The sequence below is a fragment of the Leeia oryzae DSM 17879 genome (assembly GCF_000376945.1).
GTDB classification, from domain to species: Bacteria; Pseudomonadota; Gammaproteobacteria; order Burkholderiales; family Leeiaceae; genus Leeia; species Leeia oryzae.
Genome location: NZ_AQXU01000024.1, coordinates 21581 through 46912, shown reverse-complemented (window position 1 = coordinate 46912; position 25332 = coordinate 21581). Strand labels below are relative to the sequence as shown.

General features: G+C 55.8%; 20 protein-coding genes. 4 read left to right on the top strand and 16 right to left on the bottom strand.

Annotated features, from left to right (window positions below; translation table 11 throughout):
- Positions 1–56 precede the first annotated feature (56 nt).
- From ftsZ to mraZ, 14 genes are all read right to left on the bottom strand, one after another.
- A complete protein-coding gene (gene ftsZ, locus F552_RS0111710) occupies positions 57–1214 on the bottom strand; it encodes a cell division protein FtsZ (protein WP_018151933.1) in 1158 nt (385 codons plus the stop codon).
- A 155-nt stretch (positions 1215–1369) separates the two neighbouring features.
- The gene (gene ftsA / locus F552_RS0111705; protein WP_018151932.1) at positions 1370–2602 is read right to left on the bottom strand and encodes a cell division protein FtsA; all 1233 of its coding nucleotides are present in this window, start codon (positions 2600–2602) and stop codon (positions 1370–1372) included.
- A gap of 16 nt (positions 2603–2618) precedes the next feature.
- Complete coding sequence (locus F552_RS19240) at positions 2619–3542, bottom strand: cell division protein FtsQ/DivIB (RefSeq protein ID WP_018151931.1); 924 nt, start codon at positions 3540–3542, stop codon at positions 2619–2621.
- 35 nt (positions 3543–3577) lie between these two features.
- Positions 3578–4501, bottom strand: a complete 924-nt coding sequence (locus F552_RS0111695) for a D-alanine--D-alanine ligase (RefSeq protein ID WP_018151930.1) — start codon at positions 4499–4501, stop codon at positions 3578–3580.
- 8 nt (positions 4502–4509) lie between these two features.
- Complete coding sequence (gene murC, locus F552_RS0111690) at positions 4510–5901, bottom strand: UDP-N-acetylmuramate--L-alanine ligase (protein ID WP_018151929.1); 1392 nt, start codon at positions 5899–5901, stop codon at positions 4510–4512.
- Positions 5898–6971 (bottom strand): undecaprenyldiphospho-muramoylpentapeptide beta-N-acetylglucosaminyltransferase, encoded by a 1074-nt coding sequence (murG, locus tag F552_RS0111685; protein ID WP_018151928.1) that lies wholly within the window; start codon positions 6969–6971, stop codon positions 5898–5900. Before murG ends, murC begins: the two co-directional genes overlap by 4 nt.
- On the bottom strand, positions 6968–8134 hold the full coding sequence (ftsW, locus tag F552_RS0111680) for a putative lipid II flippase FtsW (RefSeq protein WP_018151927.1): 1167 nt from the start codon (positions 8132–8134) through the stop codon (positions 6968–6970). The genes murG and ftsW overlap by 4 nt, the downstream gene beginning before the upstream one ends.
- An 8-nt stretch (positions 8135–8142) precedes the next feature.
- The gene (gene murD, locus F552_RS0111675) at positions 8143–9528 is read right to left on the bottom strand and encodes a UDP-N-acetylmuramoyl-L-alanine--D-glutamate ligase (protein ID WP_018151926.1); all 1386 of its coding nucleotides are present in this window, start codon (positions 9526–9528) and stop codon (positions 8143–8145) included.
- A 5-nt stretch (positions 9529–9533) separates the two neighbouring features.
- Positions 9534–10646 carry a phospho-N-acetylmuramoyl-pentapeptide-transferase gene (gene mraY / locus F552_RS0111670; RefSeq protein WP_018151925.1) on the bottom strand — a complete coding sequence of 371 codons (1113 nt, stop codon included), beginning with the start codon at positions 10644–10646 and terminating at the stop codon, positions 9534–9536.
- The gene (locus F552_RS19235) at positions 10647–13451 is read right to left on the bottom strand and encodes a UDP-N-acetylmuramoyl-L-alanyl-D-glutamate--2,6-diaminopimelate ligase (protein ID WP_018151924.1); all 2805 of its coding nucleotides are present in this window, start codon (positions 13449–13451) and stop codon (positions 10647–10649) included.
- Entirely contained in the window at positions 13448–15187 is a 1740-nt protein-coding gene (locus F552_RS19230) for a peptidoglycan D,D-transpeptidase FtsI family protein (protein ID WP_211208273.1), read from the bottom strand. Before F552_RS19230 ends, F552_RS19235 begins: the two co-directional genes overlap by 4 nt.
- 2 nt (positions 15188–15189) lie before the next feature.
- Positions 15190–15489 carry a cell division protein FtsL gene (gene ftsL, locus F552_RS19225; RefSeq protein ID WP_018151922.1) on the bottom strand — a complete coding sequence of 100 codons (300 nt, stop codon included), beginning with the start codon at positions 15487–15489 and terminating at the stop codon, positions 15190–15192.
- A complete protein-coding gene (gene rsmH / locus F552_RS0111650) occupies positions 15482–16423 on the bottom strand; it encodes a 16S rRNA (cytosine(1402)-N(4))-methyltransferase RsmH (RefSeq protein WP_018151921.1) in 942 nt (313 codons plus the stop codon). Before rsmH ends, ftsL begins: the two co-directional genes overlap by 8 nt.
- Positions 16423–16872 (bottom strand): division/cell wall cluster transcriptional repressor MraZ, encoded by a 450-nt coding sequence (gene mraZ / locus F552_RS0111645; RefSeq protein ID WP_018151920.1) that lies wholly within the window; start codon positions 16870–16872, stop codon positions 16423–16425. Before mraZ ends, rsmH begins: the two co-directional genes overlap by 1 nt.
- A gap of 510 nt (positions 16873–17382) precedes the next feature.
- Here mraZ and F552_RS0111640 point away from each other — a divergent pair.
- The gene (locus tag F552_RS0111640; protein ID WP_018151919.1) at positions 17383–17700 is read left to right on the top strand and encodes a hypothetical protein; all 318 of its coding nucleotides are present in this window, start codon (positions 17383–17385) and stop codon (positions 17698–17700) included.
- A gap of 84 nt (positions 17701–17784) precedes the next feature.
- On the opposite strand, the gene cysS is transcribed toward F552_RS0111640, so the two are convergent.
- Positions 17785–19161 (bottom strand): cysteine--tRNA ligase, encoded by a 1377-nt coding sequence (gene cysS, locus F552_RS0111635; RefSeq protein WP_018151918.1) that lies wholly within the window; start codon positions 19159–19161, stop codon positions 17785–17787.
- 162 nt (positions 19162–19323) lie between these two features.
- Entirely contained in the window at positions 19324–21018 is a 1695-nt protein-coding gene (locus F552_RS0111630; protein ID WP_018151917.1) for a glutamine--tRNA ligase/YqeY domain fusion protein, read from the bottom strand.
- A gap of 396 nt (positions 21019–21414) precedes the next feature.
- On the opposite strand from F552_RS0111630, the gene F552_RS0111625 reads away from it, so the two are divergent.
- The 3 genes from F552_RS0111625 to F552_RS0111615 all read left to right on the top strand — a co-directional run bounded on the left by F552_RS0111625 (position 21415) and on the right by F552_RS0111615 (position 25330).
- On the top strand, positions 21415–22650 hold the full coding sequence (locus F552_RS0111625) for an anion transporter (RefSeq protein ID WP_018151916.1): 1236 nt from the start codon (positions 21415–21417) through the stop codon (positions 22648–22650).
- Positions 22651–22853: 203 nt separating this feature from the next.
- Positions 22854–24038, top strand: a complete 1185-nt coding sequence (locus F552_RS0111620; protein WP_018151915.1) for a tetratricopeptide repeat protein — start codon at positions 22854–22856, stop codon at positions 24036–24038.
- 41 nt (positions 24039–24079) lie between these two features.
- The gene (locus F552_RS0111615) at positions 24080–25330 is read left to right on the top strand and encodes a L,D-transpeptidase Cds6 family protein (protein ID WP_018151914.1); all 1251 of its coding nucleotides are present in this window, start codon (positions 24080–24082) and stop codon (positions 25328–25330) included.
- Positions 25331–25332 lie beyond the last annotated feature (2 nt).

Genomic DNA, 25332 nt, shown 5'->3' with positions numbered 1-25332 from the left:
TGGGTAATATCAATGAAGGTGATCAACCCTGGCTATACATGCCCCTTTCAAATACCTTAGTCAGCCTGCTTGCGCAAAAACGCAGGAATATCCAGCGTATCGAGCATGGCAGAGCTGGTTGGCTCTACATGGGAGCGGCTGCTGAAACGGTTACCACGCATCACGGCGGGTTTGTCCAGTGCGTCGTAGTCAATTTCCATGCCAACGTTATCGGTACCGGTTTTGATCAGTTTCATCGGTTGCTGTTCTTTGCGAGCGACCGCCATGCCAAGACCAGTGGCCACCAGCGTTACACGCAGGTTGTCACCCATGTTTTCATCAAACACGTTACCGAAGATGATTTCTGCATCATCTGCAGCGTATGCATTGATAACTGCCATGACTTCGTTCATCTCGCGCATCTTGAATGAGCTGGATGCCGTGATGTTGACCACAATACCGCGGGCACCGCGCAGGTCGACATTGTCCAGCAGCGGGCTGGCAACGGCCTGTTCGGCAGCAATACGGGCACGATCCACGCCATGCGCAGATGCGGAGCCCATCATGGCCATCCCCATTTCGCTCATGACGGTGGTCACGTCGGCAAAGTCGACGTTAACCAGGCCTGGGCAATTGATGATTTCGGCAATGCCGGCCACTGCGCCGTGCAATACGTCGTTAGCTGCGTTGTAAGCTTCCTGGACGGAGACGTCATCGCCCAGCACTTGCATCAGTTTGTCGTTAGGGATGATGATCAGGGAATCAACATGCTTTTGCAGTTCTTCAATACCTGATGCAGCAGCGCGCTGGCGCTTGCCTTCATAGCTGAACGGACGGGTTACCACCGCCACGGTCAGGATGCCCATTTCTTTGGCAACTTCGGCAACTACGGGTGCTGCACCGGTACCGGTACCGCCACCCATACCTGCTGTGATGAACAGCATGTTGGCACCACGAATGGCATCGGCAATGCGTTCGCGATCTTCTTCTGCTGCGGCACGGCCCACTTCCGGTTTGGCACCGGCACCCAGACCTTTGGTCAGGTTGATACCCAGTTGCAGTTGATCATTGGCCGCGCTGCGCTTGAGTGCTTGCACGTCCGTATTGGCGCAAATGAAATCCACCCCTTGCACACCTGCATTAATCATGTGCTCGATGGCATTGCCCCCGCAACCACCAACACCGATCACCTTAATGATGGCGGCCGGTTTTGTTTCTTCCATCAACTCAAACATGAGTCTGTCTCCTTGTTGCCCGAGTAAAACAGCTATTTTATCCCATCTGCATCCTGCAGAGGGAGCCCAATTTGCCTGTAAGCCGCTAAAAATCTAGGTTTCTTAACATTTTTGATATCAAAAAAACCGTTTTTGGCACTCACAGGCGCCCAACATTAAAAATTGCCCTGGAACCAGCTCTTCATCCGGGCAAAAATCTGCCCGACAGAAGCGCCCTGCATCCGCTGGATCTGGTGACGCTGGCTCTGTTGCTTGCCAAACATCAGCAGGCCGACACCGGTGGCATAGCGCGGGTTGCGCACCACTTCGGCAAACCCCAGCACGTTGTGGGGAACCCCCAGACGCACCGGCATGTGGAACACTTCTTCACCCAGTTCCACCATGCCTGGCATCAGGCTGGACCCACCGGTAATCACGATGCCGGAAGACAGCAGATCTTCAAACCCGCTGCGACGCAATTCGGCCTGCACCAGGGTATACAGTTCTTCTACGCGCGGTTCGATAACTTCTGCCAGCGTCGCACGCGACAACTGACGAGGACCACGATCACCCACACCCGGCACTTCTACCATCTGGTTGGCATCGGCCAACTGACGCAAGGCGCAGCCGTGGGCCAGCTTGATGTCTTCTGCTTCTTTGGTTGGCGTGCGCAATGCCATGGCGATGTCGCTGGTGATCTGGTCACCGGCAATCGGAATCACAGCGGTATGGCGGATAGCGCCTTCGGTGAACACAGCGATATCCGTGGTACCGCCGCCGATATCGACCAGGCACACGCCCAGATCTTTTTCGTCTTCAGACAGCACGGCATGTGCAGAGGCCAATGGCTGCAAGATCAGGTCGGCAACTTCCAGCCCGCAGCGGCGTACGCATTTCATGATGTTCTGCGCGGCACTGACTGCACCGGTCACGATATGCACTTTGACTTCCAGACGCACGCCACTCATGCCTAGCGGTTCTTTGACGTCTTCCTGGCCATCAATGATGAATTCCTGTTCCAGGATGTGCAAAATCTGCTGATCCGTCGGGATGTTCACGGCACGTGCGGTCTCGATCACGCGGTCCACGTCGGTCTGGCTGACTTCCTTGTCCTTGATGGCGACCATCCCGTGCGAGTTGAAGCTCTTGATATGGCTGCCGGCAATCCCGGTATAGACTTCGCGAATCTTGCAATCCGCCATCAACTCGGCTTCTTCCAGTGCGCGCTGGATGGCTGTCACGGTCGATTCGATATTCACCACCACGCCTTTTTTCAGGCCGCGTGATGCATGACTCCCCATGCCGATGATTTCCAACTGACCATCGACCTTCAACTCAGCAACAATCGCGACGATCTTGCTGGTGCCGATGTCCAGACCTACGATTAGGTTTTTGCTGTCCTTACTCACCCTGTTTACTCCTGCTCTAAACCTGTTTGTTAGCAGCCGGCTTATCCGGATGCTTCATTGCTTTTGCGGGCCTGGCCGATGCGGGGACGTCTTTCTTCTTCACGGCATCGGTCTTGGGCTTGCCGGCGGGTTGCGCTGGCGCAGCCTTTGCGGCTTGTTGTTCTTTCGCGTCTTTCTTGGCCGTCACGGGCGGTACGCCGGCTTTCGGTGTACCTGGCTTGGCCGGGGCCAGTACGGCCGCCATGGCTTCCGGTGGCAACTTGATCGCCAAGCCGTTGGCGTAACGCAAGTCCACATACTGGATACCCGTCCGGCCGGCAAACGCCTTGTCGTAAATCTGTACAAAGCGCTTCAGACGACCTTCTACATCATCCCGCCCAATCACCAGTTGCATGCCGTTGGACAGCATCATCCGCCATGCACGGCGCGGGGAAAGTTCAATCTTCACTGGCACCAGTTTCTTGGGTGCAAACAGTTGCTTGTAATCGGCATAGGCCTTGGCAACATCGGCGCTCGTGCCATCCGGACCGATAAATACTGGCAGTTCTTCATCACTGGCAGCATCGAATACCTCACCGGAAGTATTCACCAGCGCGGTCTCGCCCCAGCGCGCCATGGCCTTGTGCTCTTCAATCTCGACCTGCAAAATCCCTGGCCAGCGGCGACGCACATTCACCTGGCGAACCCAGGGCAGTTTCTCGAAAGCCTGGCGCGTTCCATCCACGCTCAGGGTAAAGAAGCTACCGCTGATGGCATGCTTGGCGATGTACTGCACCTGCTCCCGGCTGATGTGTGACAGCTTGCCTTCAACCCGGATTTCCTTTAGCGGGAAAGCACCGGAGTTGACGGTCAGAAACACGACGGTATAGAGCACGGCAAGCGTTATCAGACCATACAGCAGGTTTGATAGCGCATTCAGGGCCTGTGGCTTATCCCACATGAATCAGCACCTCACCAGACGGGCTGGCCGCAGCATCATGCCACCTCACTTGGCAGTGTGGTGTCCAGAATCCGCAACACCACATCTTCGTAACTCAAGCCGGTCTGGCGGGCCGCCATCGGGAACAGGCTGTGCGATGTCATGCCTGGTGCCGTGTTGACCTCCAGCAAGTACGCTTTACCGGCTTCATCCATCAGGAAGTCCACACGCCCCCAGCTGCGGCCATTGATGGCCCAGAATGCCTTTTGCACCAGCGCGGCGATTTCTTTTTCCTGCGTTTCAGACAGGCCGCACGGGCAGCGATACACGGTGTCATCGCGGAAATACTTGGCGTCGTAGTTGTAGAATTCGGTAGCCGGCTCAATCTTGACGAACGGCAGCACGGTATTGCCCAACACGCTGGCGGTGTACTCCCCGCCGCCGATAAAGGTTTCGGCAATCACGATCGGGTCATACTGGCGTGCAGCTTCATAAGCGGCTTTCAGTTCACCCGCCTGCTTGACCTTGGTCACACCGATACTGGAACCCTCTGTCGCCGGTTTCACGAACAGCGGTAATCCCAGCTGTTTTTCAACGGCAGCAAAGTCTGCTTCATCATCCAGCACCACAAAGTCCGGAATCGGCAAGTCCAGGGCACGCCACAGCAGCTTGGTACGCAGTTTGTCCATACCCACCGCAGAAGCCAGTACGCCGCAACCGGTATATGGCAAACCCATCACTTCCAGCGCACCTTGTACGGTGCCATCTTCGCCAAACGGACCATGCAGGATCAGAAATACGCGATCAAAGCCTTCGTCTTTGAGGGCTGACAGCGGTTTTTCCAGCGGATCGAAATGGTGCGCATCCACGCCCTTGACCAGCAACGCATCCAGCACCCCCTTGCCGCTCATCAGGGAGACTTCGCGCTCTGCTGAAGGACCACCGCACATCACGGCTACTTTTCCGTATTTCTGTTTCATGTCTTTACTCATTTCGCTGCAACCAGTTTTGCAGGTACGCCGCCAATGGAGCCGGCACCCATGGTGATCACGACATCGCCATCCACCACGCTTCTCAGGATGGCATCTGGCATGTCGGCAATTTCCGGCACAAAAACGGGTTCGATCTTGCCTTGCACGCGAACAGCACGCGCCAGTGCGCGACCATCCGCAGCCACAATCGGCGCCTCACCGGCAGCATATACTTCCGCCAGCACCAAGGCATCGGCACGACCCAATACCTGCACAAAGTCTTCAAACAGGTCACGGGTCCGGGTGTAGCGATGCGGCTGGAATGCCAGCACCAGACGACGGCCAGGGAACGCACCGCGCGCGGCGGCCAATGTGGCCGCCATTTCGACCGGGTGGTGGCCATAATCGTCCACCAGGGTGATTTGACCGCCCTCCGGCAGCGTCACTTCGCCATAGCGCTGGAAACGGCGACCTACGCCACCGAATTCGGCCAGTGCTGCCTGAATGGCGGATTCATCTGCATCCACCTCCAGAGAGACAGCAATCGCCGCCAGTGCATTCAGCACATTGTGATGCCCTGGGGTATTCAGCGTGATGGCCAGACGGTGTTCGGTTCCGTTCTGCCAGACTGCATCAAATTTCATTTGGCCGTTGGCAGCCACAATATTCTCGGCACGGATATGCGCATCTTCGGACACACCATAAGTGGTCACCGGCTTGCTGATCCGAGGCAGGATGCTGCGTACGTTTACATCGTCAATGCACAGGATCGCACGGCCGTAAAAAGGCAGGTGCTGCAGAAAATCCACAAACGCGCTTTTCAGCTTTTCAAAGTCGTGGTCATAGGTATCCATGTGATCAGCATCGATGTTGGTCACAATCGAGATCACCGGAGACAACAGCAAGAAGGAGGCATCCGATTCATCGGCTTCTGCCACCAGAAAATCCCCCGTTCCCAGCTTGGCATTACTGCCGGCCGCATTCAGCCGCCCGCCAATCACAAAGGTCGGGTCTAGCCCGGCACGTGCCAGAATGGAGGCCACCAGGCTGGTGGTGGTGGTTTTGCCGTGCGTCCCTGCGACGGCAATCCCTTGCCGCAGGCGCATCAGTTCGCCCAGCATCATGGCGCGTGGCACGACCGGAATGCCAGCGGCACGCGCATCCATCACTTCCGGATTGTCTTCGTGCACCGCGCTGGAGACGACCACCACATCGGCGTTCTGGATCTGCCCGTGAGCATGTCCGAGATACACTTTGGCACCTGCGGCCTCAAGCCGCTGGGTGGTAGCGTTGCTAGCTAGGTCGGAGCCGGTGACATCAAAATCCAGGTTCAGCAGTACCTCGGCAATGCCGGACATGCCGACGCCACCGATACCGACAAAATGGATATGTTTTACTTTATGTTTCATTTGGCCACCTCTTCACATGCAGCCACGACCAGGTCTGTTGCATGCGGCAATCCATGTTGACGGGCAATCGTCGCCCGTTTCTGCAGTTCTTCTCTTGTCAGCCCGTTGAGCAGTGAAGCCAATACATCGTCGGTTAACTGGCCCTGTGGCAGCAGCCAGCCAGCCCCTGTATCTGTCAGCGACTTGGCATTAGCCGTCTGATGGTCGTCTACGGCGTGAGGCAGCGGCACAAACATGCCCGCCACACCGGCAACGGCCAGCTCACTGACGGTCAGCGCGCCCGCGCGGCAGATCACCAGATCTGCATCTGCCAGCGCACTGGCCATGTCCTGGATGAATGGCACCGTTTTGGCCGTCACGCCAGCCTCGGTATAGGCAGCCTCAAGGGCGGCAATCTGTTTCTCGCCTGACTGGTGAATCACGACCGGGCGGAGATTGTCGGGTAGTTTGGCAATGGCTTTGGGCACGGTGTCGTTCAGCACTTTGGCACCGAGACTCCCACCCACCACCAGCAATTTCAATGCACCCTGACGCCCTGCGAACCGGACCGCCGGGTCGGCAATGGTACGGATGTCAGCACGAACCGGATTCCCGACGGTTCTGGCTTTCTGCACACCGGCAAATGCACCAGGGAAAGCTTGTAACACAACATTGGCCAGTCTGGACGTCAGCTTGTTGGTCAGGCCGGCAATGGCGTTTTGCTCGTGAATGACCAGCGGCACGCCCATGCTCTTTGCGGCCAGTGCGCCCGGCACACCCACATAACCACCAAACCCGACCACTACGGCCGGACGATGCTGGCGCATGGCGGTACGCGCCTGCAGCACAGACTTGGCCAGCATCAGCGGGGTCATCAGCTTGCGCATGACACCATTGCCGCGCACACCCTTGATATCCAGATGCACCATCGGGTAGCCATGCGGCTCAACCAGCCGGTTTTCCATGCCGCCGGGCGTACCCAGCCAGACAATCTTCCAGCCTTTTGCCGCCAGCGCATTGGCTACCGCCAGTGCCGGAAAGATATGTCCGCCGGTACCGGCTGCCATCATCATTGCCGTTTTCTGACTCATACCTGATACCCCCGCATCATCTGACGGGATTCCCAGTCAATTCGTAACACCAGGGCCAGTGCCACCAGGTTGGCCACCACACCGGAACCACCGAAGCTCATCAGCGGCAGGGTTAGACCTTTGGTTGGCAACAAGCCCATATTCACGCCCATGTTGATGATGGACTGTGACCCCAGCCAGATGGCTACCCCATAGGCTGCCAGTGCAGACCAATAGCGCTCCAGCTTCATGGCTTGCTTGCCAATCACGAAAATGCGCCAGATCATCACCACAAACAGGAAGATCACCACGGCCACCCCGGCAAACCCGAGCTCCTCGGCAATAATCGCCATTAAAAAGTCGGTATGTGCTTCTGGCAGGTAATACAGTTTCTCGATGGAACCACCCAGCCCTACACCCAGCCATTCACCCCGGCCAAACGCGATCAGGGAGTGAGACAGCTGATACCCTTTGCCCAGCGGGTCAGCCCAAGGGTTAAGAAACCCCACCAAACGGGCGTAACGGTAGGGAGAGAACAGCACCAGCGCCACAAACCCGACCGCCAGAAACACGATCAGGCCAATGAACAGCATGCCGTTCAGGCCACCCAGGAACAGGCACCCCATGGCAATGGCAGTAATCACGGCAAATGCACCAAAGTCCGGCTCAGACAGCAACAGACCGCCAGTAATCAGCATCACCATAAACATCGGCACAAAGCCTTTTACCAGGCTATGCATGTAAGCGGCCTTGCGGACGGTGTAGTCTGCGGCATACAGCACGGCAAACAGCTTCATCAGCTCGGAAGGCTGCAGGTTGATGACCACCAGACCCAGCCAGCGCTTACTACCGTTGATTTCGCGACCAACATGCGGAATCAGTACCAAAACCAGCAACGCCAGGCCGAACAGGAAGGCATACGGTGCGTACTGCTGCCAGATACGGGTCGGGAACTGGTAGGCGATAAACCCGCCAACAAAGCCGACCCCCAAAAAGATGGCCTGGCGAACCAGGTAATAAGTCATTCTGTAGCCGGTATCCTTGTCGGTTGCCGCATAGGCAATCGATGCCGAATACACCATCACCAGGCCAATCGCCAGCAATAACAATACGGACCACACCAGCCACTGGTCAGTACCAGCAGGCTGCGGCCGATTGCGAAGTTGGCGGAAAGAAATGCCCATGTGAACCACTACCCCTGAGTCCTGGCTGCAATTGCATGTGCAGCCTCAATAAAAACGTCTGCCCGGTGGGCATAATTCCGGAACATGTCCAGACTGGCGCAAGCCGGGCTCAGCAAGATCACATCCCCTTCGCGGGCATTGGACCAGGCCGCCTCAACCGCAGCTTCCAGCGAGTCATGGCGGCTAAGCGGAATGCTCGTTCCGGCAAGTACTGCGGCAATCGCATCGGCATCTTTGCCGATCAGGTACACTGCTTTGCCGGATTGCAGAATGGCATCACGCAGCGGCGTAAAATCCTGTCCTTTGCCATCGCCGCCGGCAATCAGCAGTACCGGCTCGGTCATGCCTTTTAGTGCCGCTTCTGTTGCCCCGACATTGGTCCCTTTGGAGTCATCAATGAAGGTGACACCATTTAGCGTTAATATCGGCTCGACGCGATGTGCCAGACCTTTGAAGCTGCGGATATGCGGCAACACGCTGGCTAGCGGGATGTCTGCGCCGTCGATCAGTGCCAGCGCTGCCAGGGTATTGGCTGCGTTATGCAGACCAGCCAGTGGCAGATCAATAAGCGGAAACAGCGGCGTATTCCCCTTGGCCAGCTGAATGCCTTTACCCTGATCCAGCAAACCAAACTGGTTTGGATCGGTTGGTGTATTCAGCGTAAATGTCAGCACTTTTTGCAAAGGCTTCTGCATGCCAAGGCTGCGTACATCCTGCTGGTTCAGTACCTGTACCTTGCTATGGGCAAAGATTCTGGCTTTCGCAGCGGCGTAGCCGTCCATGCCGTCATAGCGGTCCAGATGGTCTTCTGACACATTCAGGACGGTGGCACTCTCGCAACGCAGGCTTTGCGTGGTTTCCAGCTGGAAGCTGGAGAGTTCCAGCACAAACACATCAGGGTAACCGGCACCATCTGCTCGGTCTTCTTCGCATGCTTCCAGAGCATCCAGTACTGGCAGGCCGATATTACCGGCTACAACCGTTTTCAGACCGGCCTTTTCGCACAGATGCCCGACCATGCTGGTCACGGTGCTCTTGCCGTTAGACCCGGTGATGGCAATCACTTTGCTGGGCCAGGTAGCGATCCAGCGGGCAAACAGCTCCACATCACCAATCACTGGAATGCCGCGAGCGATGGCACGGGCAATGGCCGGGTCAGAAATTGGCACACCCGGGCTGACGACTGCGTAGTCGATTCCGCCAAAGATCATGTCGTCAAACGGCCCCAGATGCAGCGTCATGTGCGGCATGTCTTGCTGAAAACGCGCCAGCTGCGGCGGCGACTGACGGCTATCGGCAACGGTTACGGTTGCGCCGTGCGCGTCCAGCCAGCGACATGCAGACAACCCGCTGTCACCCATTCCCAGAACCAGTACCCGTTGATTGCCGTACATAATGATTACCTCAGTTTCAGGGTTGCCAGACCAGCTAGCACCAACATCATGGTAATAATCCAGAAACGCACGACAACTTGCGTTTCTTTCCAGCCTTTTTTCTCATAGTGATGGTGCAAAGGCGCCATCAGGAAAATCCGTTTGCCCCCGGTGTACTTGAAATAAGCCACCTGCAACATCACCGATACTGCCTCCATCACGAATACGCCCCCCATGATGGCCAGCACGATTTCCTGACGGACAATGACGGCTACCGTGCCCAGCGCAGCACCAATGGCCAACGCCCCAACGTCGCCCATGAAGACTTCGGCAGGATAGGCATTGAACCAGAGGAACCCGAGCCCGGCCCCCACCAGCGCGGCACAGAACACCACCACCTCGGCTGAACCGGGGATATGCGGCAACCCTAGGTATTTGGAGAAGATCACGTTACCGGCCACGTACGCAAAAATGGCCAGTGCACCGGAGACCATCACGGATGGCATGATGGCCAGACCATCCAGCCCGTCGGTCAGGTTCACCGCATTGCTGCTGCCCACAATCACCAGATACGTCAGCACCATGAAGCCACCCACGCCAAACGGGAATGCGATGGTTTTGAAGAAAGGCACAATCAGCGTAGTCTGGGCGCCCGCTTCTTTGAACGCAGCCAGAGAAAACGTTCCGTGGGTTGCCAGCCAGTAACCGGCAATCAGGGCGATGATGCTTTGCCCCAGCATCTTGGCTTTACCGGACAAGCCGGCCGGGTTTTTGTAAACCACCTTTTTGTAATCATCGATAAAGCCGATTACACCGGTCCCCAAGGTCACAAACAGCAGCAGCCAGACATAGTGGTTGTGCAGGTCGGCCCACAACAGGGTAGTCAGGGCAATCGAGACCAGAATCAGCGTACCGCCCATGGTCGGGGTGCCGACCTTGGTGACGTGCGTGGTCAGTTTTTCTTCGCGCAGGGGTTGGCCAACTTTCAGCTCGGTCAGCTTGCGGATCACGCCAGGGCCCAGCAACAGAGAGAAGGCCAAAGCAGTCAGCATGGCCAGAACGCCGCGCAGGGTAATGTAGTTGATGACGTTAAAAGCCCGGACTTCAGACCCTAGCCATTGTGCCAGTAGTAATAACACTCAGGCCTCCTTGATAAAATGTTCTACCACCCGTTCCATCTTCATGGAACGGGAACCTTTCACCAGCATGGTGGTATCTGGGGACACCAGCGCATCCAGCGCGGCCAGCAAGGCATCAAAATCTTCAAAATATCGTCCGTTCGGGCCAAATGCGGCTGCAGCTTCGGCGCTATCGCCGCCCCAGCACAGCAGATGCTCCACTTTGCCGCGGGCATATTCACCCACACCAGCATGTAGTGCCTTGCTATCCGTACCCAGTTCGCCCATGCCGCCCATCACATAAATCCGCTGCCCATCCAGTGCAGACAGCACATCCAGTGCGGCGCGCATGCTGGCCGGGTTGGCGTTGTAGCTATCGTCGATCAGGCGGCCACCGAAACGGGCCGGCTTTTGCTGCAGACGCCCTTTACTACCCTTGTAGTTCGCCAGACCCGCCGCAATATCCTGATCCGCCAGGCCAAGTGCCTGTGCAACAGCAGTCACGGCTGCAGCGTTCAGTACATTGTGCTTGCCCGGCGTAGGCAGCGTGGTCTTGAAATCTCCCTGGGCACCATGCAAGCAGATATGGCTTTCCAGGGGCAGGCATTCACCGGAAACGGTAACGTCAGCATTTTCAAAGCCAAACGTCACAGTTTTGTGCTGGGTATTCAGGGATTTCCAGTAAGGTGCGTAAGCATCTTCTGCATTGACAATGGCGGTGCCATTTCGTGCCAGACCGGCATAAATCTCGCCTTTTGCACGGGCGACACCGTCCAGTGAGCCGACGCCTTCCAGATGGACAGGCTGTGCATTATTCACCATAGCAACGGTAGGACGTGTCAGTTGGGTCAGGTAGGCGATTTCGCCAGGGTGATTCATGCCCATTTCAATCACGGCATAGCGGTGATTGTCACGCAGGCGCAACAAGGTCAGCGGCAAACCGGTATGGTTGTTGAAACTGCCTTCGGTGGCTACCACATTGGCCGCCCCGACTGCGGAAGCACACACTGATGCCAGCATGTCCTTCACGGTGGTTTTGCCGCAGGAGCCAGTAATGGCGGCCACTGGAATGCGGAACCTGCCACGCCACCAGGCCGCCAGTCTGCCTAGCGCCAGATCCGTATTCGCGACCTGAATGACCGGGCAGCCGTAACCTTCTGCCGGGATATCTTCCACCAGTGCCGCTACGGCACCGGCAGCAAGTGCCTGAGGAATCAGCGCATGGCCATCCATGGCTGCGCCTTTGCGGGCAACATACAGGCTGCCAGGCTGAACAGCGCGCGTGTCATGCGTGACATGGTTAAATGCAACATCAGCACCCCGAAGTGCTCCACCAACCGCCAAGGCCGCCACATGCAGCGTGGTCATCGTGTCGTCGGGGGCATTCAAAAGCGCGAGGCAAGCTTCTTCGACATCATCAAAATGATGCTTGGACTTGCCGATAATCTGATAGTCCTCATGCCCTTTACCGGCAATCAGCACAATATCACCGGCCTTGGCCAGCGCAACGGCACGGCGAATTGCCTGGTGACGGTCGATGACCACCTCGTGCGGGTTTTCATCCACACCAGCTGCTACTTGCTGGACGATGGTGCTGGCATCTTCGGTTCTTGGGTTATCGCTGGTTACAATCACGACATCTGCGATGCGCCCGGCAATTCCGCCCATCACAGGGCGTTTGCCATTGTCACGGTCACCACCGCAACCAAAGACCACATACAGTTTGCCGCCTTCAGGCAACACCACCTTCAGGGTGGTCAGTGCTTTTTCCAAGGCATCGGGCGTGTGCGCGTAATCAATGACAATCAGCGGCTGGTCTTGCCCGCCAACGCGTTGCATCCGCCCCGCAACACTGCGGATTTGGCCAAGGACTTTACCCGCATCAGCCAGCGCCACACCTTCTGCCAACAGTACGCCAAGCACCCCCAGCAGGTTGGAAATGTTGAACTCACCAATCAACCCGCTCTGGACGCGAATAACGCCTTCTGGTGTCTGGATATCCAGATCCAGTCCATTCAGATCCATCGCAATGCGGGAGCAATGGATATCCCCCTGCGAAATGCCATAGGTCAGTACCTTGACCTGATGAGCTTCCGCGATGGTCAGCAATTCACCAGAAAATGGATCGTCAGCATTGATGACGGCATGTTTCAGGTTTGGCCACTTGAACAACCGGGCCTTGGCCGCAGCGTAAGCTGCCATATCGCCGTGGTAATCCAGATGGTCACGTGTCAGGTTGGTAAACAGCGCGGTTGAAAATGGCACGCCGTTGGCACGACCTTGCTCCAGCGCGTGCGATGACACTTCCATCGCAACAACTTGGGCATCTGCTGCCTTGAAGTCGCGCAGCAACTGCTGCAACGCAATCGGCATTGGTGTGGTATGCGTCGCTTCGGTCAGGTGACCGGCAAACCCGTTACCCACCGTACCAACCACGGCCGTTTTGCGCCCCAGCAGATCAAAGGCCTGCATCAGCCAGTGCGTGCAAGATGTCTTGCCATTGGTACCCGTAACACCAACAAAGGACATCCCCTCGGCAGGATGCCCATAAAACTCGCTAGCCAGCCAGCCTATCGCTTGCCGTAGATCTGCGACACCCAGATTAGCCACCTGCCAGTCAGGTTGCCAGCTAAATCCCTCAGATTCCCACACCACCAGTGTCGCCCCTGCGGCAATGGCGGCCGGGATGTAATCGCGGCCATCTCCGTGTTCACCAGGCAAGGCAAAAAAAGCAGCGCCGGGCAACACCTCGCGGCTGTCGATCACCAGGGCGTTTACGTTGGCAGTTAATGCACGGAATTGATCGATGAGTGCTGTGTTTGTCATAGCCCCGTCTCCGCTTCTGGCTCATCAAAACCTGGGATCACAACGGTTTGTGCAGGAGCATCGGGCTGTACGCCCAGTTTGCGCATGATGCCTGCCGTAATTTTGCTGAAAATGGGGGCAGAAACCTGGCCGCCATAGTGTTTGGTAGGGTCTGGTTCATCCACCATGACCGCCACGATGACACGTGGCGCAGAAATAGGTGCCACGCCAACAAATGACGCCACATATTTGTCTTTTGAGTAGCCGCCAGCCGCGTGCTTGTAGGCGGTGCCGGTTTTCCCGCCGACGCGGTAGCCCACCACCTGCGCTAGCTGAGCCGTACCGCCTGGCTGCGTGACCATCTCCAGCATTTTCAGCATCTCGCGGGAGGTTTCAGGCTTGATCACCTGCGTCGCCGCGCCCGGGGCAGACTGCTTGAGGATGCTGACGGGCCGGATTGCACCATCATTGGCAAAAATCATGTAGGCACGGGCGATCTGCATCAGGCTGACGGAAATCCCGTAGCCATAGCCCATGGTGGCCTGCTCAACCGGCTTCCAGGTCTTGAACGGGCGCAGACGGCCCTTGGCTTCTCCCGGAAAACCCGTGGCGGGTATCTTGCCGAAGCCGACGCGGTCATACATGCTCCACATCATTTCCGGGCTCATTTTCAGGGCGATGGTTGCCGTACCAATGTTACTGGACTTCTGAATCACGCCAGCGGTGGTCAATACACCGTAATTGTGGGTATCCGTAATCGTGCGGTTGGCAATCTGCATGCTGCCGTTGGTCACAAATGTTGACTCTGGCTTGACGATGCCAGCATCCAGCGCGGCCGAGATCGAAATCGGCTTCATCATGGAACCGGGTTCGAACTGGTCTGTCAGCACCCGGTTACGCATGTTTTCGGGCACGATAGTGCCACGGTTATTCGGGTTGTAAGTTGGCACATTGGCCAGCGCCAGCACCTCACCCGTATGGGCATCCAGCACCACAACGCCGCCCGCCTTGGCCTTGGCGGCAGATACACCGGCCGCCAGCTCGCGGAAAGCCAGATACTGGATGTCACTGTCGATAGACAGCGTGACGGTTTCACCGTCTTTTGGCGGCACTTTATTGCCCAGGTCTTCCACCACAAAACCACGGCGGTCGCGGATTACACCCCAGCTGCCGGACTTGCCGGCCAGCACGGCATCTTTTGCCCGTTCAATGCCTTCCTGACCATGCTCGTCCGGGTCAGTGAAGCCGACAATGTGCGCCATGACTTCATGGGCAGGGTAAATCCGTTTGTATTCGGGCTGCTGGTAGATACCAGGAATTTTCTGTGCCAGTAGACGGGTAGCAATTTCCGGATTGATACGACGCTTTAGATAGACAAAGCCACGACTCTTGTCTTCAAACTTGGCACGAATGTCTTTTTCGCTCATGCCCAGTTCCTGAGCCAGCATCGTGTATTGGGCGGCGGTAATGCCGTCGGATTCAGCCGGATTAGCCCAGACGCTCGCCGCCTGCGCACTACGGGCCAGGGTCAGACCATTACGGTCGGTAATTACACCACGTTTGGCCACCAGCGGAATGATGCGGCTATAGCGTGCTTCACCTTCTTTTTGCAAGAACACATCCTGCTGGACCTGTAAATACAATGAGCGGCCCACTAGGGCAAAGAAGCCGGCCCCCAAAAGGCCAAAAACCAGGGCTGAACGCCAGGCTGGTAATTTAAGGGCAAGGTCAGGATTCGCGTAACGGACACGGGCCATGGTCATTCCTCTTTCGGTGGAACAACCAGGACGGCATCGCCATCCGAGGTGACAACGCGGGTACGCTCCGGCGCGGGCGTATTCATTTTCAGTGCACCTTGCGCTTCGCGCTCGATGCGGGAGTGCATCCCTTGGGTACTTTGTTCAAGCAGCAGCTTGTCGTAGTCTTCCCCATACTGGCGACTCTGCTTTACTTCCTGCTGGTACGCCGCATACAGACGACGTGCCTTGTGCTGGGAAGTCACCACGGACAGTGCGGATACAATGGCGATGAGCAGCAGCATGAGATTCAGTTTAAACATGCTTGCCCTCCAACTTTTCCAGGACACGCAGTGTTGCGCTGCGCGAGCGGGAGTTGGAACGCACTTCTTCTGCAGAGGCCTTCATGGCTTTACCCACAAGACGAGCCTCAGGCTGCGCCAGTTGATCCGCCCTGACAGGCAGTCTGCTTGGCAGGGTATCCACTGTTACTGCATCACGAAATGCATGCTTGACTATACGATCTTCCAGCGAATGAAAGCTGATGACCGACAGACGTCCGCCCACATTCAGGCGGCTGATAATCTGTGGCAGAACTAGCGTGAGCTCTTCAAGCTCGCGATTGATGTAAATCCGTACAGCCTGAAAGGTGCGCGTCGCGGGGTCCTGACCCTGCTCGCGTGTACGGACGGCCGACGCCACGACCTTGGCAAGTTGCCGGGTTGTGGTAATGGGCTCTTGGCTGCGCGCAGCAACAATCGCGCTTGCAACCTGTTTAGCATACCGCTCTTCACCATAATCCCTGATCACTTTCGACAAGTCTGCCTCAGCGGCAGTATTGATCCAATCCGCAGCCGTCTGGCCACGGGTGTTATCCATACGCATATCCAAAGGCGCATCAAACCGGAAACTGAACCCCCGTTCAGCTTCATCCAGCTGCGGTGATGACACACCCAGATCCATCAGCACACCATCCACGCGGGCAATACCCAGCCGATCCAGTTCGGCCGCAAAATCTCCGAATGGTGCGTGAACGATATGAAAACGAGGATCTTTGACAAGACTGGCCTCTGCGATGGCCGCAGGATCTTTATCAAACGCAATCAGACGCCCCCCGGCGTCCAATTGCGAGAGAATCAAACGGCTGTGACCGCCCCGCCCGAAGGTGCAGTCAACATAGATACCGTTTGGCTTTACAGAGAGCCCCGCCACCGCTTCCTGAAGCATCACGGTGACGTGTGTAGTTGGTGCAGACATTATAGAGAGAACCCTTCAAGCTCAGCAGGCATCCCGTTAGCACTGTATTCCAGTGCCACATCACACTGCCGCTGCCAACCAAGTTCATCCCACAATTCAAATTTCTTGCCTTGCCCGATAAGCACCACACGCTTGTCCAGCCCGGCAAATGTGCGCAACTCCGGAGAAACCAGAATGCGCCCCGCAGAATCCATTTCCACATCTTCTGCATAACCCACAACCACACGCTGGTAAGCACGCAACTGAGGATTGAAACTGGATACACTGTTCAACTTCTCTTCGATGGGACCCCATTCTGTCACTGGATAAAGCAACAGACACTTGCTCGGGTCTGCAGTCAAGACCAGTTTGCCGGCAGAAATTTCGGCCAACGCATCGCGATAGCGTGCCGGGATCGCCAAGCGCCCCTTGCTATCCAGATTTAGCGTTGCACTACCCCGAAAACTCACGGAAACCTCTCTTGTCTGACAAGGGAAAAACCACCACAAAAACCCACTTTCTCCCACCTTTTACCACTATAGAGAAAAAAGACCCTATGGTCAAGGTAGAAAACAAGATTTTTCCCTTATGCAACAAAGACTTAGCGCGCAAAGCTTTTTTTGTGAATATCCTTTAAAATGAATGAGATAGCGCTGCTTTAGAAAGTAAAATATAAACTCGCATGTCATGCCACTTGGCTGCAGGCAAGTGGTGGGAGATTCTCCCAAAAACCACCAGAAATCCACAAAAAATGGCCTTGGGCGTGGATACTGAATGGATCAGCCGTTCACTACTTCCTGCTGCCAAGACCATGCACAGACCCGAAAACCCCGAAGAACCACCCTCTTTATAGAAACACCCGCTTGCAATACACTGTGAACCACGTAAGGCATGCAGGGATTGTCCTGACATGCCATCAGAACAACATATCCAGTCAACAAACGGCCAAATCCATGAACCTTCTGAGGACAACCCTCTGTTTGCTTATTGTGCTTCTGCTAACCGGCTGCATACCTCAAAAAGCCATTGATACCGGCCTGTGGCTCGGGGGGCAAAACGGGCTTAGCTTTGACAGAAACGTGACGCGGTTGGGCAAGAATGACTGGACCTTTACCGTAGCGATCAGCACGCTGGGACTGACCAGCAACCTGCAAACCGCCATTGAGAACGTGACGCAGCCATACTGCAGCGGCAGCACCAGCAAAGTGGTCTTCGACGCCCTCAGTAAAGGCATCCACAATACAGTGACAGGCGCCCAGCGCGTTGCCCAGGGCCGTTTTCATTGCGAAGCCCTATAACCGTCTGAACCACGACTTACCAACAAAAAACCGCCTGCATCTTGCAGGCGGTTTTTTGTTGCCTCAACCCTCAGCGACAATGGCTTACTGGCGGCGCCAGGTAGTTCCTTGCGGACCGTCTTCCAGCACAATGCCCGCTGCCAGCAAGGCATCCCGGATACGGTCTGACTCGGCAAAGTTCTTGGCTTTACGCGCAGCCAAACGCTCTGCAATCAGCGTCTCGATCGCGTCAGGTGTCAAACCGCCTTCATCCGCTTTGCCGGCCTGCAGAAACTCGGTAGGATCGCGCTCCAGCAAACCAAGCACACCCGCCAGCTGCTTTAACAAACGCGCCGTTGCCGGATCCTTGGAGCGGTTGACTTCAGTTGCCAGTTCAAACAGCACGGCAACGGCCTCAGGGGTATTGAAGTCATCGTTCATGGCTGCCTTAAAGCGCGCTGCCTGCGATTGTGACCAGTCAATGCCATGGTCTGCAGCCAGCTCCACCCCGCGCAGCGCCGTGTACAGTCGGGTCAGTGCCTGCTGCGCATCTTCCAGCACCTTGTCGGAGTAGTTCACAGGACTGCGATAATGACTGCGGACAATAAAGAACCGCACCACCTCGCCATCAAAGTGCTGCAACACATCGCGGATCGTGAAGAAATTGCCCAGAGACTTGGACATTTTCTCGCCATCGACCTGAATAAAGCCGTTATGCAGCCAGTAATTCACATAGGCATGGTTATGCGCCCCCTCGCTCTGGGCAATCTCGTTCTCATGATGCGGGAACTGCAAGTCCTCACCACCGCCATGAATGTCAAAATGCTCACCCAGATGATGGCAGCTCATGACCGAGCACTCGATATGCCAGCCCGGGCGACCTTCACCCCATGGAGATGGCCAGCTCGGCTCGCCCGGCTTGGCAGCTTTCCAGAGCACGAAATCCAGCGGGTCGCGCTTGTAAGGGTCAACCCCCACCCGCTCGCCAGCCCGCAAGTCGTCCAGCGACTTGCCGGAAAGCTTGCCGTAATCGGGAAATTCGCGCACGGCATAGTACACATCGCCGTTGGCTGCAGGGTACGCCCGCCCGTTGGCGATCAGTTTTTCGATCAGCGCCACCATGCCCGGCACGTGCTCGGTTGCCCGTGGCTCAAAGCTCGGCGGCAGCAGGCGCAGCTGGGCAGTATCTTCATGCATCGCGCCGACAAATCGCTCGACCAGCGCACCAATGGTTTCGCCATTTTCGGCCGCCCGCTTGATGATCTTGTCGTCGATATCGGTAATGTTGCGAACATAGGTCACCTCCAGCCCGGTGGCCGACAACCAGCGATAGATCACGTCAAAGGCGGCCAGCATGCGTGCGTGGCCAATGTGGCAGAAATCATAAACGGTCATCCCGCACACATACATGCGCACTTTGCCAGGCTCGATCGGGACGAATTGCTCTTTTTGACGGGTCAGCGTGTTATACAGAGACAGCATAGGATTTCACTTTTTCAAGCTCTGTCACATCCGGGAAGTTAACAGAGTCTATTAAACAGAACAGGCACCCCAGCGGGGTGCCCTTTGACGGCGAGTGCAGAATGCACATCCATTCAGCCAATCAACATCGTTCTCCGGCCGGATACGGCGCAAACAAAGACATCAGCCCTGCTCCTTGGCCCATGAGTCTTTCAGGGTGACTGTACGGTTAAATACCGGACGCTGCCCTGCCACATGTTCAAAGCGGTCGGTACAGAAATACCCCAGTCGCTCGAACTGATAACGGGTTTCTGGCGCAGCATCCTTCACGCAGGCTTCCACATAGGCTGTCACTGTCGCCAGCGATGCCGGATTGATGAACTGCTTGAAGTCCACATATTCGCCATCCGCGCCACGTACGGCATCCGGACGTGGTTCGGTAAACAGGCGGTCATACAGACGGACATCAGCCTCAATCGCATGCTCGGCAGATACCCAGTGAATCACGCCCTTGACCTTGCGGCCCACCGGATTTTGGCCCAGCGTGGCCGGATCAATAGAACACTTCAGCTCTACCACCTGGCCAGACGCATCCTTGATCACTTCGTCACACTTGATCACATAGGAGTAGCGCAACCGCACTTCCCCGCCTGGGGTCAGGCGTTGCCAGCCAGCCGGCGGCACTTCGGCAAAGTCATCCCGCTCGACATAAATCGTTTTGGCGATAGGCACTTCACGTTCGCCAAACTCCGGATGATGCGGATGGAATGGCGCGCTGCGCGAGCCGGTCACGCCCGCTTCAAAATTGGTCAGGGTGACCTTGATCGGATTCAGCACGGCCATCACGCGCGGCGCCTGGGTTTCGAGCATTTCGCGCACGGCACCTTCCAGCACGGAATAGTCAATGACGTTCTCGCTCTTGGACACACCGCAACGCTGGGCAAACAGACGGATGCCTTCCGGCGAATAACCGCGACGCCGCATACCGGAAATGGTTGGCATGCGCGGATCGTCCCATCCGGACACAATCCCTTCGGTGACCAGCTGGTTCAGCTTGCGTTTGGATGTCAGCGCATACAGCAGTTCCAGACGCGAGAATTCATACTGACGCGGATGGCAATCAATCGAGATATTGTCCAGTACCCAGTCGTACAACGGGCGATGGTCTTCAAACTCCAGTGTGCACAGCGAATGGGTAATGCCTTCCAGCGCATCTGAAATGCAATGGGTATAGTCATACATCGGATAGATGCACCAGTCGTCACCCGTGCGGATATGGTGCGCACGACGGATCCGGTAGATGACCGGATCGCGCATGTTCACGTTGCCGGATGACATGTCGATTTTCAGGCGCAGGGTTTTGCTGCCATCGGCAAACTCGCCGTTTTTCATGCGCGTGAACAGATCCAGGTTTTCTTCCACCGTACGGTCGCGATAAGGACTGTTTTTACCCGGCTCGGTCAGGGAACCGCGATAAGCACGCATTTCTTCAGCGTTTAGCTCGCACACATACGCCAGGCCTTTCTGGATCAGCTCGACGGCGTACTGGTATAACTGCGGAAAATAATCCGACGCATGCCGAATCTCGCCATTCCACTGGAACCCCAGCCAGGCCACATCGGCCGCAATGGAGCGCGCATATTCGTCGGACTCTTTTTCCGGGTTGGTATCGTCAAAACGCAGGTTACAGACCCCCGGGTATGACGCATCGCCTTGTACCAGTCCGAAATTCAGGCAAATGGATTTGGCGTGCCCTACGTGCAGGTAGCCGTTTGGCTCGGGCGGAAAGCGGGTAACGATGGAGGCATGTTTACCGGCAGCAATATCTGCATCAATGATGTTACGGATAAAGTTGGAGATTACAGGTGTGTCGCTCATGTCTTGGGCACAGTTCTCAAAAGAGACTCATCAATAGGAATATGCTAATTCTACCCGAAACACGCCCAAACCTGAATCAAACCGTTGCCCACTGCATTTTACCGTTAACCGCGGAACATGGCATACACCGCGCCTCATGCATAAAGCCACCCAGTCTGGCATCCATGAAGAACGGTACACACTGGCTTGCCAACTCACTTGAGCGGGCCGACACGCGATCCATCGACCTGATGCGCAGCGACCATGCAAGCGGTTTTGATTTGTCGAATCGGGGTAACACCACACGGCGCTCCGCCAGTAAAAACAAGATGAACCGGGGTAATACGTACATCACCAGTTGCTCAACCGAACTGCTGTATAATTTTTACCTGCCTATCTTCAAAGACACACTGGACAATGACGCTTTCAATCCTGATTATTTTTCTCATCGTATACATAGGCATGATCCTGGGTGGCTTGCCATTTCTTCAGCTTGACCGAACAGGCGTTGCGTTACTCGGTGCAATCGCGATCATCAGTATCAATGCCATGAGTTTGGATGAGGCGGTAAAAGCAATTAACCTGCCAACAATCATCCTGCTTTTTTCCTTCATGGTGGTTTCTGCTCAGATGCGCCTGGGAGGATTTTATGACTGGATCACGCATAAACTAGGTCGGCTAGGGGTCGGCCCTGCAGGTTTTTTGGGTGCTTTAATTATCGTTACCGCCGTCCTATCCGCGATTTTCAGCAATGACATCGTCTGCTTAGCGATAGCCCCTGTCTTAATTGATGTATGCAGAAAACGGCAAGTAGCGGCCATTCCCTACCTTCTTGCCCTTGCATGTGCAGCCAATATCGGATCCGCGGCAACATTGATTGGCAACCCTCAAAACATGCTCATCGGCCAATCGCTCAAAATATCTTTTGGCGCCTATTTCCTAGATGCCATCATCCCTGTCGCCCTCGGACTATTCATTTGCTGGGCGCTCATTGCTTGGCAAACCAAAGGTAAATGGAAACTCAACGCCTTAGATTCATCTACCCCTGCTTCACCTAGCCTGGGCACTGATGACTTAATGCCATTTGACCCCTGGCAAACGACAAAAGGACTGCTCGTCGCAGCAGGATTATTAATCGCCTTCCTTGTGGGGCCCTGGCCTACGGAATATGTCGCGTTAATTGGCGCGGGGATTTTATTGACCAGCCGAAAACTGCATTCCCGCAAAATGCTGGGACTGGTAGATTGGGAGTTGTTGGTACTCTTCATGAGCCTCTTTGTGGTCAATCATGCGTTCCAACAAACCGGCATCAGTGCGGAATCCATCCAGTTTCTGGCTCAAAAAGGCATTCAATTAGAACAGACATCACACCTGTTTTTTGCCACATTCGTCCTATCCAATCTGGTGTCAAATGTTCCTGCCGTCATGTTGCTGCTACCGGTCGCAAATCACGAGACGAGCGGACTTTTACTTGCGCTAGCGAGTACCTTTGCAGGCAATTTGCTGATTGTCGGCAGCATCGCCAATATCATTGTCATCGATGCGGCGGCCAGACAGAAAATCACGATTGATTGGCGATGCCATGCACGTGTCGGCGTACCGATCACCCTGATCACGCTGGCAATGACTGGCTTCTACCTGGCTTTTCATTAAGATATTTGGATGCTCAAACAACAGATCGCAATTAACCGAGCATAGTCAGCAATCAAACATGAATCGCCTCAGGCTTCTGCAGCACGCCTTTTGTTGCAAAAGGCGTGTAGAAAGCGCAAAGCGGGCAAGATGCAATTGTAGTACCTATCAGGTGTTGGTAGAATCCACCAGTTTAACCGAGATTTGAAAAGCCACTACCTGCCATGAAAATTAGCGCCTTGCGACTCCTGCCTATCTGCCTTGCCCTGGCTGCCTTGCCTGCACTGGCCGATGAAGCACAAGAAATCGGCAAACTGATCAAGCAAGGACAAAGCACCCAAGCCGTCGACCGGGCAAACCAGTATCTGGTCAAGTTCCCGAAAGATGCCCAGGTACGTTTCGCCAAAGGTTTGGCATTGGCCGAGCTTGGCAAATCATCGGACGCCATCAAGGTATTCCAGGCTCTGACCGAAGACTTCCCGGACCTGCCAGAACCCTATAACAACCTGGCCGTGCTGTACGCACAGCAAAAGCAGTTTGACAAAGCCCGTCAGGCGCTGCAAATGGCCATCCAGACCCATCCAAGCTATGCCACTGCCCACGAAAACCTGGGCGACATTTACGCCGAGATGGCCAGTCAGGCCTATAGCAAAGCGTTGCAGCTGGACAAGGGCAATGCCAATGCCCAGATCAAGCTGACGATGGTGCGTGAGCTGTTCTCCCGCAAGAGCGGGGGCGGCAAGATTGCCCCAGCCGCTGATCCGGTCAAACTGGCCACCATTGCGCCGGTCGATGTCAGTACCAAGCCTGTAACACCACCGCCGGTCAAACCGGTTGACACAACAACCATCCCGGTTGCCAAACCGGTCGATGCAAAATCGGTAGAGAACAAGTTGCCGGATGCCAGCAAAACGGCAGATGCCGCCGCCAAGCCTGCCATCAAGGTAGCGGATGCCAAGGCAAAACCGGATACCGCCACCAAACCGGCAGATACCAAAACCAAGCCTGATACCACCGCAAAAGCGGATGCCAAACCGGACACAAAACCAGTGGCCGACACGCCACGTGACAGCAAACCGGTGGTTCGCGCCGTCGAATCCTGGGCACAGGCCTGGTCCGGCCAGAGAGTATCGTCCTACCTTAGCGCTTATGGCAAAGACTTCCACCCGCCTAAAGGCTTGAGCCGCAAAGACTGGGAGAGCGAGCGCAAAGACCGCATCTCGGCCCCCAAATCGATTGCGGTCGGTATCAATGAGCCGTCGGTCACCTTTATTGATGACAAGACGGCCAAGGTTACCTTCAGCCAGTCTTACAAGTCCGATGCACTCAAGAGCGTCACCCCCAAGACACTGGTGCTTAGCAAAAGCGGCGACCGTTGGGTGATCATTGAAGAACGAGTCGGTCGTTAAGTATCGTGCCACATAAGAAAACCCTATCCAGCGCGGGCATCATGATCAAACGTACCTGTGCACTGATTCTGACGGTATTGCCGGCAGCCTCCATGAGCTCCATGGGGAATATTTCCCTGCATCCGGCGCAAAGCATCCGCGCGGATGCGGCTGCCATTCAGCATCTTGGCGAAATTCCGCTGACCCAAGGCCACAAACGGCCGGAAGAGCAGCTGATTCGTGTGATTTCGTTCATGCGCCAGGGCGACCTCGAGAATGCGCAGCGCATGCTCAACCAGCTGCTGACCGAGTACCCCAACTACAAACTGGCGCACCTGATCCAGGGCGACCTGCTACTGGCCCGCCAGCAGCCCATTTCCAATCTGGGCAACCTGACCGCCATCCAGCAAGATGCACTCAATGACCTGCGGCATGAAGCCAAGGTCCGGATCGGTCATTACACGGCCGATGTGCCGGCTGACCAGATTCCGGCCAATGTGGTCAAAATGTCCCCGGCCCAGCGTTACCTGCTGGCAGTCGACGTGACCAAGTCTCGCATGTACGTGTACGAAAATGACAACGGCTTGCCGAAACGGGTGGATGACTTTTATATCACCATTGGCAAGAACGGTTACGACAAGTATGTCGAAGGCGACCAGCGGACCCCGCTGGGCGTGTATTTTGTCACCTCGGAACTGCCAAAGAGCACCCTGCCAGACATGTATGGCGATGCCGCCTTCCCGCTCAATTATCCGAATGAGTGGGATCGTCGTGAAGGCAGAACCGGGCATGGCATCTGGTTGCACGGCAGCCCGTCCGGCACCTACAGCCGCCCGCCCCTGTCGTCCAATGGCTGTGTAGCCCTGACCAACCCGGATCTGAACGCCCTGAAGAAATACCTTCAGGTAGGCGTAACACCGGTGATTATCAGCAAGCAGTTCAACTGGGTGAACTCTCTGGAAAACCACAAGACTAAACAGGTATTGGAGAGTCAGGTAGAACAATGGCGGAAAGACTGGGAAAGTCTGGATACCAACCGCTACCTGACCCATTATGCCAATACGTTCAAGTCGGGCGCCATGGATCTGGCGGCATGGAAAGCGCAAAAAATGGCGGTCAATGCCACGCGTAAATGGGTCAAGGTCAAGGTTGATAACCTGAGCCTGCTGGCTTACCCAGGCAAACCGGATTTGATGGTCGCCACCTTTGAACAGTCTTATCAGAGTAATGTCGCCAGTGGCACCAGTATGAAACGCCAGTACTGGCAGCGCATTGATGGCAATTGGAAAATTGTTTTTGAAGATGCTTCCTGAGC